This is a genomic window from Burkholderia sp. AU28863 (genome assembly GCF_002223195.1).
Classification (GTDB): Bacteria; Pseudomonadota; Gammaproteobacteria; order Burkholderiales; family Burkholderiaceae; genus Burkholderia; species Burkholderia sola.
Window position 1 is genome coordinate 256,514 of sequence record NZ_NKFE01000001.1, and the last position, 11,764, is coordinate 268,277.

At 65.2% G+C, this 11,764-nt stretch carries 14 protein-coding genes; 2 read left to right on the forward strand and 12 right to left on the reverse strand.

The window, feature by feature from the left end; all coding sequences use genetic code 11:
* Positions 1–3 precede the first annotated feature (3 nt).
* Positions 4–1,101: a 4-hydroxyphenylpyruvate dioxygenase gene (gene hppD, locus CFB81_RS01195; protein WP_069619239.1), complete on the reverse strand. Its 1,098-nt coding sequence runs from the start codon at positions 1,099–1,101 to the stop codon at positions 4–6.
* Between the two features lie 215 nt (positions 1,102–1,316).
* Here hppD and CFB81_RS01200 point away from each other — a divergent pair, with 215 nt between their 5' ends.
* Positions 1,317–1,832 carry an Lrp/AsnC family transcriptional regulator gene (locus CFB81_RS01200; protein ID WP_059578229.1) on the forward strand — a complete coding sequence of 172 codons (516 nt, stop codon included), beginning with the start codon at positions 1,317–1,319 and terminating at the stop codon, positions 1,830–1,832.
* A gap of 36 nt (positions 1,833–1,868) precedes the next feature.
* On the opposite strand, the gene CFB81_RS35990 is transcribed toward CFB81_RS01200, so the two are convergent.
* From CFB81_RS35990 to paaA, 11 genes are all read right to left on the reverse strand, one after another.
* Positions 1,869–2,252 (reverse strand): DUF805 domain-containing protein, encoded by a 384-nt coding sequence (locus CFB81_RS35990; RefSeq protein WP_179235894.1) that lies wholly within the window; start codon positions 2,250–2,252, stop codon positions 1,869–1,871.
* A gap of 2 nt (positions 2,253–2,254) precedes the next feature.
* Positions 2,255–2,740, reverse strand: a complete 486-nt coding sequence (locus CFB81_RS35995) for a hypothetical protein (protein WP_089434409.1) — start codon at positions 2,738–2,740, stop codon at positions 2,255–2,257.
* An 18-nt stretch (positions 2,741–2,758) separates the two neighbouring features.
* Positions 2,759–3,685 carry a hypothetical protein gene (locus CFB81_RS35210; protein WP_124504667.1) on the reverse strand — a complete coding sequence of 309 codons (927 nt, stop codon included), beginning with the start codon at positions 3,683–3,685 and terminating at the stop codon, positions 2,759–2,761.
* A 93-nt stretch (positions 3,686–3,778) separates the two neighbouring features.
* Positions 3,779–4,414 carry a GNAT family N-acetyltransferase gene (locus CFB81_RS01220; RefSeq protein WP_069619243.1) on the reverse strand — a complete coding sequence of 212 codons (636 nt, stop codon included), beginning with the start codon at positions 4,412–4,414 and terminating at the stop codon, positions 3,779–3,781.
* Positions 4,415–4,646: 232 nt separating this feature from the next.
* Positions 4,647–5,252, reverse strand: coding sequence for a TetR/AcrR family transcriptional regulator (locus CFB81_RS01225; protein WP_069619244.1), 606 nt, complete (start codon positions 5,250–5,252; stop codon positions 4,647–4,649).
* A 16-nt stretch (positions 5,253–5,268) separates the two neighbouring features.
* Complete coding sequence (locus tag CFB81_RS01230; RefSeq protein ID WP_089434411.1) at positions 5,269–6,081, reverse strand: DUF1835 domain-containing protein; 813 nt, start codon at positions 6,079–6,081, stop codon at positions 5,269–5,271.
* A gap of 129 nt (positions 6,082–6,210) precedes the next feature.
* Positions 6,211–7,299 (reverse strand): 1,2-phenylacetyl-CoA epoxidase subunit PaaE, encoded by a 1,089-nt coding sequence (gene paaE, locus CFB81_RS01235; RefSeq protein WP_069232079.1) that lies wholly within the window; start codon positions 7,297–7,299, stop codon positions 6,211–6,213.
* Between the two features lie 2 nt (positions 7,300–7,301).
* Entirely contained in the window at positions 7,302–7,862 is a 561-nt protein-coding gene (gene paaD, locus CFB81_RS01240) for a 1,2-phenylacetyl-CoA epoxidase subunit PaaD (RefSeq protein ID WP_089434412.1), read from the reverse strand.
* 25 nt (positions 7,863–7,887) lie between these two features.
* Positions 7,888–8,691, reverse strand: coding sequence for a 1,2-phenylacetyl-CoA epoxidase subunit PaaC (gene paaC, locus CFB81_RS01245; RefSeq protein WP_089434413.1), 804 nt, complete (start codon positions 8,689–8,691; stop codon positions 7,888–7,890).
* A gap of 10 nt (positions 8,692–8,701) precedes the next feature.
* On the reverse strand, positions 8,702–8,986 hold the full coding sequence (paaB, locus tag CFB81_RS01250; RefSeq protein ID WP_006482881.1) for a 1,2-phenylacetyl-CoA epoxidase subunit PaaB: 285 nt from the start codon (positions 8,984–8,986) through the stop codon (positions 8,702–8,704).
* Between the two features lie 35 nt (positions 8,987–9,021).
* A complete protein-coding gene (gene paaA / locus CFB81_RS01255) occupies positions 9,022–10,020 on the reverse strand; it encodes a 1,2-phenylacetyl-CoA epoxidase subunit PaaA (protein ID WP_089434414.1) in 999 nt (332 codons plus the stop codon).
* 202 nt (positions 10,021–10,222) lie between these two features.
* On the opposite strand from paaA, the gene CFB81_RS01260 reads away from it, so the two are divergent.
* Entirely contained in the window at positions 10,223–11,488 is a 1,266-nt protein-coding gene (locus CFB81_RS01260) for an SGNH/GDSL hydrolase family protein (RefSeq protein ID WP_089434415.1), read from the forward strand.
* The last annotated feature ends 276 nt before the right edge of the window (positions 11,489–11,764 follow it).

Below are 11,764 nucleotides of genomic sequence, written 5' to 3' on the forward strand. Positions count from 1 at the left end.
GCGTCAGGCCTTGTCCTGCACGACGCCACGGCGGATCTGGTCGAGCTCGATCGATTCGAACAGCGCCTTGAAGTTGCCTTCGCCGAAGCCCTGGTTGCCCTTGCGCTGGATGATCTCGAAGAAGATCGGCCCGATCTGGTTTTCGGTGAAGATCTGCAGCAGCAGGTCGTCGCGTGCGCCGTCGATCAGGATCTTGCGCTTCTTCAGCTCGTCCAGCGATTCGCCGTGGTTCGGCACGCGGCGGTCGACCAGTTCGTAATACGTGTCGATCGTGTCGAGCAGCTTCACTTCCTTGCTGCGCAGCCCGTCGACCGCCTGATAGATGTCGCTCGCGCCGAGCGCGATGTGCTGGATGCCTTCGCCGTGATACGCGTCGAGGTATTCCTGGATCTGGCCGGCCGTGTCCGAGCCTTCCTCGTTGATCGGGATGCGGATCTTGCCGCACGGCGACGTCATCGCCTTCGACTTCACGCCCGTCACCTTGCCTTCGATGTCGAAATAGCGCACTTCGCGGAAGTTGAACAGGCGCTCGTAGAACTCCGCCCATTCCTGCATGCGGCCGCGATGCACGTTGTGCGTCAGGTGGTCGATGTAGGTGAGGCCGTGGCCGACCGGGTTCGGATTCGCACCGGGAATCGGCTCGAAGTCGACGTCGTAGATGCTGATGTCGCCGATCGCGCCCGGCTGCGCGCCGTTCTTGCCGCGCCAGCGGTCGACGAAGTAGATCAGCGAATCGCCGATGCCCTTGATCGCCGGGATGTTCAGCTCCATCGGGCCCGTCTTGTTGTCGAAGCCCCATGCGCCGAGCTCCAGCGCGTGCTTGTAGGCTTTTGCAGCGTCCTGCACGCGGAACGCGATCGCGCAGATCGACGGGCCGTGCAGCCGCGCGAAGCGTTGCGCGAACGAATCGGGTTCGGCGTTGATGATGAAGTTGATGTCGCCCTGGCGGTACACCGTCACGTCCTTATGGCGGTGGCGCGCGATCGCGGTGAAACCCATCCGTTCGAACAGTTGTCCGAGTGCTTTCGGGTCCGGCGCCGTGTATTCGATGAATTCGAAGCCGTCGGTGCCGACGGGGTTGTCCCAGGTGGGGATCTGCATGTCGTGTCTCCTGTGCGGGGCGATCGGCCGGGGCGGCGTGTGCGTGCCCGGCGTGGTTCGAGGTTCGACGGCCGCGCCGGCGGTGAGCGGGCGCGGCAAGCCGAGACATGCGACAGAGTGTAGCGGGCGGCCGCGAGCGGAAACTTGCGAACTTAATCGCTCACGCCTACGATGGCGCAATTTCCAGTCTCGAAATAATCAATGGAGGGCAGAAGATGGCGCAAGCCGAATTGGATGCCATCGACCGGCGAATTCTCGCGATTCTTCAGGAGAACGGCCGCCTGTCGAACCAGGAGATCGCCGAGCGCGTGAACCTGTCGCCGAGCCCGTGCCTGCGGCGGATCCGGCGGCTCGAGGAAATCGGCGTGATCACCGGCTACGTCGCGCTGCTGAATCCGCAGAAGCTCGGGCTCGACCTGCTCGCCTACGTGAGCGTGCGCCTCGAAAAGCGTGGCGGCCTCGCGCCGGTCCGGGCCGACGAGACGTCGGCGCGCGCGGGCGCGACCCACGCGGAGCTGTTCCGCGCGGCCGTGCAGACCTGGCCGGAAGTGGTCGCGTGCCATGCGATGACGGGCGACATGGATTACCTGCTGCGCGTGCAGGTCGAGGACATGGCGCATTTCTCCCGCTTCGTGCAGGAGCATCTGCTGCACCACCCGTCGGTGATCGACGTGAAAACGAGCTTCTCGCTCGATTGCTTCAAGGAAACGACGGCGTTGCCGATTCGTTGATGGGCGACGTGTGACGTCGATGAGGCGTGCGGGCGTCTACGCGGCGCGGCGCGGATCGGGACCGTAGCGGTTACCGGCGTTGCGCGGTGCGAGCCACAGCGACACGAGGATCACGATGGGGGCGGCGAACAGGAAGTAGCCGATGCACAGCAGGCCGGAGCGATTGCTGTCGTGCAGACGCCTGACGTTGTAGGTGAGGGTTGCGCATAGTGACGCGAGCCCCGCGCCGAACAGTGCGAATGACGTCAGTGTTGCGTCGGCGGAAAGTCGGTTGTGTGACCATTTGATCAGCGTGATCAGAAGGTAAAAGAGCGGGTAATGGCCTAGCAGGAAGTACAGGAAATCGCGGCGCCGCTCTCGGCCACGAAATGACAGCATGCGCCGATAGCCGTTCAGCCATGCATGCAGCGCGGTTTTCATCGTCATCTCCAGCAATGGCGGTGGCGTACGAACAGCAGGGTGATACCGATGTCGATGGCGACACAGACGGTTGCTGCTATCGCGGTCCAGAAGGCGGGAATGTGCGGTAAGGGGAGTAACAAGGGGATGCTCAACGGTGCGGCGGCTGCCGTCGCGGCGAGGCGGGCGAGAATAATCGCGTGCGCCCCCCAGGTGCTTGCCGCCGCGACAGCGACAAGCAGCAACGTTGCTACGGTGCGAGCCTTGGCCGATGTGATGTGGGTATGGAAGAAGGAAATTCCGATGCTTACGGCCGCGCCAAGCATACCGAAGGCGATAGTGGTCCGAAGTTGATCGACGAACATCTGCGATGGCGGCCCGGCGACCAGCCATGCGGCATGCGTGTTGGCGAGGTCGCCTATGAACTTATTGTGGACGGTGAAGCCCAGCAGGCCGCCGAGTACGGTAAAGAAGGCCAGCGATATTGGCTTGGCGGGGGTGAGGCGCATGTCGCGACAGACGAAAGTTCAGAAATTCAACGATGGAAATGTCGTGCGCAGATCACGCAGGGCGCTGTCGATTTCGCTGATTGTATTGAGTCGGATAAGCTCGCGGGTTCGGCGATGGTATTTCGCCATTGCAGTGGCCGGAGACTGTCCGCCATGACGCTGCATAAATACGGATTTTGCATGCCGGTAGAGTTGGATGTCCGGTAGGGGATCGGTACCGAAGATATAGGGAGAGCGAACCTTTAGCGTATATTCCTTGGTCATGAATTCGGGCAAGAGATTGCCGATCTTGGGCAATGGAGTGACGTTATTGACGAAGCCAGCATATTCAAGCACCAGTGTGGTTTTATCGTTGGGGCGCGTGACGACATCGATACCAAACGCTCCCTTGAGCATTTGCCACATGGTCATCTCGCCAGCCAGGGCCCGTTGATTGTCGACGTAAATATCGGCAGTCTCATACAATTGGGCAACGGTCCGGTAGATTTGCAGATTGGACGGGCCAATCTGTTGGCCAACGATGGCAGTCCGGTTTTTGCATGCAGTTGCTCGATCAACAGATAGGCCCCGGTGGGCTGGCCGTAATCGATGCGTTGTCCTGTCATACCCCCATCCTCGCAACATGAAATAGACGAAGCGGGCAAATAGATTCGATGGGTGAAGGCGTGACCCGCGTATGGAGAAACCTGGTAGACGGTCCGTCCCCTCCGATCTTTCGCCGACTGAAATAAGTGGCCGATCATCTATCGGCAGGCGGCAAAGATCAATGGGATAGGTACGAAAGTGAGCGCTCTTCTGCGAGAGTACCGTCCAGCGACAGACGAGCTTAGCTGCGCTTTGCCAGCGACCGCTTAACCGGGCGCGCGGCAAACATACCGGGATATCGACTGCCAAGGGGCGGCAGTATCGGCGACGCGATGGCGTGACGGCGATGTCGACATCCATCGGACGCATGGAGCACGAAAGGCGGCGCGTCCCGTTCCCGCACGCTGCAACGACAGCGTGCGAGGTACGTGAGATTGGCGAGTCAGGTCGGCGTCAAGCCGGCATCAGCGATTCGATGAACTTCGTCGTGCGGCGCGCCTGACGCTTCATCGCGTAGTCGAACACCGCGGCCTGTTCCTGCAGCATCTCGGCGATGATCGTCGAGTGGTCGGCCGGCGGCAGCGACAGGTACGCATCGGCTTCGCCGTACGCGTACTCGATCCGCATCCCGGACTTCTTCGCGATGTGCATCATCGTCGCGTTGCGCGACAGGCAATGCATGTACAGCATCGTCACGTGCGTGTTGCGGCTGCGGATCGCCGCGCGCTCGAACAGCTTCGAGCCGACGCCGCGGCCGCGCGCACTTTCGAGCACCGACACGCCGAATTCGGCTGTGCGCGTGTCGCCCTCGGCCGGCAGATAGGCCAGGTGGCCGACGCCGATCAGTTCGAGGTCGTGGTCGAACACGCCGAACACCGTATCGCGCCCGAAGTCGATCGTGCGGACATAGTTCTCGATCACGTGGTCGGGCACCATCTGGCCGAAGCGCAGCAGGCGGTCCTCTTCGTCGAGCGAGAGAAAGTGGGTGAGCATCTGCTCACGATCTTTGGAAGCCAGTTCCCTGACGAGAACCGGCGCAGTACCGACCTTACCGACAGCATCGGCACGGTCGTTGAATTGCGTGTTCATCGTGGGTTCCTCAGTGTGGGTGCACAAGCGGGTTGTGCAATGCAGCAGCATTTTACCCGAGCGAGGTTGGGGAAAACCCGTATTTGACGTTGTTTGTGCTGAGGAGGAATTCTAAATCCGCTTAGTTCATTCAATAACTCATTGATTTTGAACGGATTTAAAATTCATCATATGAAATGTGCGGCATGCGGCCCCCTGTGCCCGTCACGCAACGCATGCTGCTGCGCGGCAATCAGGCCGCCGTCGACAGCCCGTGCTCGATCAGGTCGATCACCTGTTCGGCGAAGTCGCGGTAGCCGAGGCGGCCGCCCGGCTTCAGCCACGTGAAGGTCCAGTTGATCATCCCGAACACCATCATCGTCACCGACGTCTGGTTTTCCTTGGAGATGCGGTCCGGGTACGCGCGCGCGAGTTGCCGCGTGAACGCCGCGACGATGTCGCGCTGGCGGTCGAGCACGATTTCACGCTGCGCGTCCTCGAGATACTTCACGTCGTTGAGCAGCGCGACGTGGCGGCTGTGCGACGTCTCGTATTCGGCGAGGAACGCGCGCACGAGTTCGGCGAACGCGTCGCGCTCGCTGAGACCGCGCCGCTGGCTCGCGCCCTCGACCTCGGCGATGATCAGCATCAGCCGTTTCGTGTAGCGGTCGAGCAGGTCGAACAGGATCGCTTCCTTGCTCTCGTAATAGTGATAGAGCCGCGCCTTCGACGTGCCGCTCGCGGTCGCGAGATCGGACATCGACGTGCTCGGGTAGCTCGTCTGCGCGAATTTCTCGGCGGCCAGGTCGAGGATCTGCTCGCGCTGGGATTCGTGGTCGGGCGCTCGGGTTCGGGCCATGGTCGAATGCGGAAGATTAGCGGCGCGCGGCGGCGCGCACCTGCGTGGAAGAGAGGGCGTCGGGCGCGTCGTCCTGCAGCTCGAGCCGGCCGGCGGTCGCGAGTTCGCGGCAGCGCCACCACGCGATCGAGTCGCTGACGAACAGCCCGCCGCGGTCGGCAGCGGCCATGATGCTGCCGACGAGGCGCCGTGCCGGCTGCCAGTCGGCTTCCGCGCGCGCGACGATCAGTGCGTCGAGATCGGCGTAATGGCCGCTCTTGATCGTGTTGCTGACCCAATAACGCAATTCGGCGTTCAGGTGCTTCGCCTCCTGCCATTCGAGCGCGAGGCGGCCGATACGCAGGACCGAGATCGGCGCGGCCGCCGGCCGCTTGCGCGCCAGTTCCGCGGGCGAGAACATCCCGGTCGCGCAGGCCTGGTCGGTGCGCGACAGCGCTGCGCGCTGCGCGGCATCGAGATCGGCGGCCGACAGCCGCACCTCGTTCAGGCGCTGCGGCACATTGCGCAGGTGATAGGCGACGCGGCGCAGCAGCAGTTTGTCGCCGACGCTCGGCGCGTGCCACACGACGACCTGGCCGGTCTCCGTCGCGAGCTGGTCGAGGCGTGCGAATTCGCTTTCGATTTCCGCGTTCCAGTCGGGAATCTGGTCGCCGAGCACGTGCTGCCAGAAGGTGGCGCGCGTGTCGGGCGTCTCGTCGGCGCCCTTCAGCGGCCCGACGCCGAGATCGTCGAGCAAACCGACGACGCGCTCGTCGCGTCCGGCTTGCGCGAGGGCCTCGCGCAGCGACGCGGCGGCGGTGCCGCCCTGAATCACATGAATGGTACTCATCGGCCTGTCGTCAACAAAAGAAAACCGCCGGCCGGGCGGACGTTGCGATGTCCAGCCGGCCGGCGGCCCCTAGTGTAAGCGAGATGTGTGACGGCGAGAAACCTGTGCGCAGCGCCGGTCCGACGCCGCTCAACGCTCGTCGAAGCTCACGACGACCTTGTCGCTGATCGGGTGGCACTGGCACGTGAGCACGAAACCGTCCTTTACTTCGTGCTCCTCGAGCGTGTAGTTCTTCTCCATCCGCACTTCGCCTTCGACCACCTTCGCGCGGCACGTGCAGCACACGCCGCCCTTGCACGCGTACGGTAGCGCGAGGCCCGCGCGCAGGCCTACGTCGAGCAGGCTTACGCCTTCGTACGGCAAGCGCAGCTTGCGCTTCTTGCCGTCGAGCACGATCTCGAGGTCGGCGGCCGGCGTCTGGTCGGTGATCTCGACGACCGGTGCGCCGGCCTGCGGCAGCGGCGTGCCGAAGCGCTCGACGTGCACCTTCGCCTGCGGCACGCCGGCCGCCTTCAGCGCGGCTTCGGCCGCGTCCATCATCGGCGCCGGGCCGCAGATGAACGCCTCGTCGATCGCGTCGGCCGGCGTCAGCGTCGCGAGGAATTCCGCGCATTTCGCCTGGTCGAGCACGCCGTTGAACAGCTCGACGTCCTGCAGGTCGTCCGACAGCACGTGATAGAGGACGAAGCGGTTCATGTAGCGGTTCTTCAGGTCCTCGAGCTCCTCCGCGAACATGATCGCGTCGACGCTGCGGTTGCCGTAGATCAGCGTGAACGTGCTGCGCGGCTCGAGCTCGAGCGTCGTCTTCACGATCGCGAGCACCGGCGTGATCCCCGAGCCGCCGGAAAACGCGACGTACTGCTTGCCGTGGTCGGCGTTCAGGTGCGTGAAGAAGCGGCCGTCCGGCGTCATCACGTCGATCGTGTGGCCGGGCTTCAGCGTGTCGAACGCGAAGTTCGAGAAGCGGCCGCCGCGCACGCGCTTGATGCCGATGCGCAGTTCGCCGTCGCGATCGTAGTCCGTCGTGCCGACGCAGATCGAATACGAGCGGCGCGTCTCCTCGCCGTCGATGTGGGTCTTCAGCGTGACGAACTGGCCCTGCGTGAAGCGGTATGCGTCGCGCAGCTCGGGCGGTACGTCGAACGAGACGGTCACGGCGTCGGCGGTCTCGGGCCGCACGTCGCGGATACGCAGCGGGTGAAATTGCGGGGTCGCCATATTCAGTAGGGTTTGAAGTAGTCGAAGGGTTCGCGGCAGTCGACGCAGCGATACAGCGCCTTGCACGCCGTGGACGCGAATTGCGCGAGACGTTCGGTGCGCGCGGAGCCGCAGCGCGGGCAGGCAGGCGCGGCGACCGGCCGCGGCACGAAGCGCACGACGTTCTCCCGCGGCGCGGCGCTGCCGCACTGGCTGGCCGGCGGCGCGATGCCGTACGCGCGCAGCTTGTCGCGCGCTTCCTGCGTGATCCAGTCGGTCGTCCACGCGGGGGCGAGCACCGTCTCGATCCGATGCGGCGGCAGGTCGGCGGCCTGCAGCGCGGCGGCGATGTCCTCGGCGATCTGCGACATCGCCGGGCAGCCCGAGTAAGTCGGCGTGATCACGACTTCGAGCCGGCCGTCGTCAGCGCGGCGGACGTCGCGCAGGATGCCGAGCTCGCGGATCGACACGACCGGGATCTCCGGATCGGGCACGGCCTCCAGCACGTCCCACGCGCGAGCAAGCAGCGGATCGTCGCGGTGCGCGGCGGCGTTGTGGGCGGGGGCGGCGGTCTGGGCGGACATCGTCGGGCTCCGTGGCGTGGGCCGGTTACCAGCTCGCGCCGGGGTGCTGACGCGCGAGGCTCTGCATTTCGGCGAGCAGGTAGCCCATGTGTTCCGAATGCTCGCCCTGCTTGCCGGTCGTCACATGCTTCACCGGCGCCGGCAGCGCGAGCGTGGCCTCCGCGAGCGCGTCGTCCACGTCCGCGCGCCACGCGGCCTCGATCGCGGCCGGCGCCGGGCCGATGCCAGCGGCGACGATCGCGTCGTCGATCGCATCGGCGGCGAAGCATTCGCGCGTGTACGGCATCAGGTAGTCGAGCGCGGCCTGCGCACGGCGGTGCGATTCGTCGGTGCCGTCGCCGAGGCGCACGAGCCATTCGCGCGCATGCTGGACGTGATAGCGGGTTTCCTTCACCGATTTCGCGGCGATGGCGGCGAGCTGCGTGTCGGTCGACGTTTCCAGCGCGCTCCACACGTGCAGCATCAGCGCCGCGTACAGGAAGTTGCGCACGATCGTCACCGCGTAGTCCTTGTCGGCGTGCGCGGTGCCGGAGACCGGGCCGTAGTGCGGCAGTTCGGCGAGCGTGAAGTTCGCGAACTCGCGCTCGGTGCGGAAGTACGCGTAATCGTCTTCCGTCTTCGCCGCGCCGGTCAGCTGGCGCTCGAGCTCGGCCGCGTGCGTATAGAGCATGCGCGCCTGGCCGATGAGGTCGAGGCTCATGTTGGTGAGCGCGATGTCTTCCTCGAGGATCGGGCCATGGCCGCACCATTCGGCGTTGCGCTGACCGAGGATCAGCGCGTTGTCCGCGAGGCGCAGCACGTAGGAGAGGTGTTCGGGCGTGGTCGTCATGGCGCGGGCGTTACATGTGGTTGACTTCGTCGGGCAGCGTGTAGAACGTCGGGTGACGGTAGATCTTGTCGCCTGCCGGCTCGAACAGTTCGGCCTTCTCGCTCGGATCCGACGCGGTGATCGCCGACGACGGCACCACCCAGATGCTCACGCCTTCCTGGCGGCGCGTGTAGACGTCGCGCGCCATGCGCAGCGCCATCGTCGCGTCGGCGGCGTGCAGGCTGCCGCAGTGCTTGTGGTCGAGGCCCTGCTTGCTGCGCACGAACACTTCCCAGATCGGCCATTCCTTGTTCATCGCTTTCTCCTGATTCCTGAATTCGGGGGTGCCGCTCAGGCGGCATGCTGTTCGGCGCGGGCGCGGCGTTTCGCTTCGTGCGCGAGCGCGGCTTCGCGCACCCAGGCGCCGTCCTCGTGTGCTTTCACGCGAGTCGCGAGTCGCTCCTTGTTGCACGGGCCGTCGCCATTGACCACGCGCCAGAATTCGTCCCAGTCGATCGCGCCGTAGTCGTAGTGGCCGCGCGCCTCGTTCCATTTCAGGTCGGGGTCGGGCAGCGTCACGCCGAGCACCTTTGCCTGATCGACCGTCGCGTCGACGAATTTCTGGCGCAGGTCGTCGTTCGAGATCCGCTTGATGCCCCATTTCGCGGACTGACTGCTGTGGACCGAATCGGCGTCGCTCGGGCCGAACATCATCAGCACCGGCCACCACCAGCGGTCGACGGCCTGCTGGACCATCGCGCGCTGCGCGTCGCTGCCCTTCATCATCGACAGCAGCGCATCGAAGCCCTGGCGCTGATGGAACGACTCTTCCTTGCACACGCGGATCATCGCGCGCGCATACGGGCCGTACGTGCAGCGGCACAGCGGGATCTGGTTCATGATCGCGGCGCCGTCGACGAGCCAGCCGATCACGCCGACGTCGGCCCAGGTCGGCGTCGGGTAGTTGAAGATGCTCGAGTATTTCGCCTTGCCGGCGTGCAGCGCGTCGATCAGCGAGTCGCGCGATACGCCGAGCGTTTCGACCGCGCTATACAGATAGAGGCCGTGGCCGGCTTCGTCCTGCACCTTCGCGAGCAGGATCGCCTTGCGCTTCAGGCTCGGCGCGCGCGAGATCCAGTTGCCTTCCGGCAGCATGCCGACGACTTCCGAATGCGCATGCTGCGAGATCTGGCGTACCAGCGTCTTGCGATATGCGTCGGGCATCCAGTCCTGCGGTTCGATCTTGCCGTCCGCGGCCATCACCGCATCGAACCGCGCCTGCTCGGGCGACTCGGCTGCGGCGTCGAGCGGCGCGACGTTGCCGGGGATGTCGAGGGATTGCGTGTACATGGCGAAAGCTCTCGTCCGGTTGAATGTGTGCGAATTATAAACCAACCGACCGGTCGGTTAATAAATTTGTTGAGGATTTGCGATGGGGTTCGGGTAAACGAGGCAGGCCGGGGCGCGATCAGGTCGCGCAAGTTGCGCCCTCGCGCGTGGGTCTCGCGTCTTCTGCGGCACAATGCCTGCTTTCCGATGAGGATTTTTGCCGATGTCATTTCGAAGCAGTTTCGCCGCGGCCGTGCTGGGCGCGGCCGTTTTCGCGTCGCCGCTCGCGGCGTCGGCCGCGCCGGGCGGTTGGGTCGCGGCGTGGGCGACCGCGCTGCAGCCGATTCCCGACCTTGCCGCACCGCCGCCGCTCTACCGCGCCCCCGACGTGGCCGGGCGAACCGTTCGGCAGATCGTCTACCCGACCGTGTCCGGGCGAGCCGCGCGGATTCGCGTGAGCAATGCATACGGTCGCACGCCGCTGGTCGTCGAGGCCGTGAGCCTCGCGCGGGCCGGCGAAGGGGCGGCGCTCGCCGGCGGCGCGGTCGTGCCGGTCCGGTTCGGCGGCAGCGCGTCGGTGACGCTCGCGCCGGGCCAGGCGCTCGAAAGCGATCTGGTGTCGATCGACGTGACGGCCGCGCAGCCGTATGCGATCAGTCTCCAGATGGGACCGAACCAGCGGATGACGGTCTGGCATCGGGTGTCGAACCAGTTCAACTATGTGTCCGCGCCGGGTGATCACGTGGGCGATCCGGGCGCCGGCGCGTTCCGCACTCGCTTTACTCAATATGCATGGGTGACGGAGCTCGCCGTCGAAGCCGGCTCCGCGCGCGGCAGCGTCGCCGCAATTGGCGATTCGATCACCGACGGGTTGCGCTCCAGCGTGAACCGGAACCGTCGCTGGCCCGACGCGCTCGCACGCCGGTTGGTGGCGTCGGGCGCCGGTTCGATCGGTGTCGTGAATCTCGGTATCAGCGGTAACCGGTTGCTCAGCGATTCCGCGTGCTACGGCACGTCGCTGGCGTCGCGGTTCGAGCGTGACGCGCTGTCGCGCTCGGGTGTGAAGGCGGCGATCGTGCTGATCGGGATCAACGACATCAACTTCGCGGCGATGCCGCCGCGCGCGGGGCTCGATTGCGATCACCCGCATACGCAGGTGACGGCAGCGTCGCTGATCGACGGCTATCGTCGGCTGATCGAAGCGGCGCATCGCCAGGGCGTGAAGGTCTTCGGCGCGACGCTGACGCCAGCGGCGTTGCCGGCCGGACGCGAAGCGATCCGGCTCGAGGTGAACCGGTGGATTCGGAGCGGCGGCGGGTTCGACGGCGTGGTGGACTTCGACGCTGTGTTGCGCGACCCGGCGCGGCCGAGCGTGCTGCAGCGCCGATACGATAGCGGCGACGGCATCCATCCGAGCGATGCGGGCTACACGGCGATGGCCGACGCGGTGCCGGTCGAGCAACTGCAGGCTGCGGTGGGCGGCAAGTGACGCGCCTCTATATATAGAGGGAAAGGTTGCCGACGGCCTGCGGGCCGGCGGCGCGAGATCGGTCATCGAGCCCAAAACCTCCGTGCGCGTCAGCGCCCGGAGGCTTTTTCAAACTTTCTTCACAAAGAGCTTGCGCGGATGGGGGCAGGTGCTTAGAATCACGCCTCTTTCGCGCTAACGGAAACGCGGCGCGGAGGAAGGGAAGCGGTGCTGTCGGGGTTCGGGATGTAGCGGGCCATGGCGGCGCAGGAAGATGGCCCGGCAGTCGCAACGAAG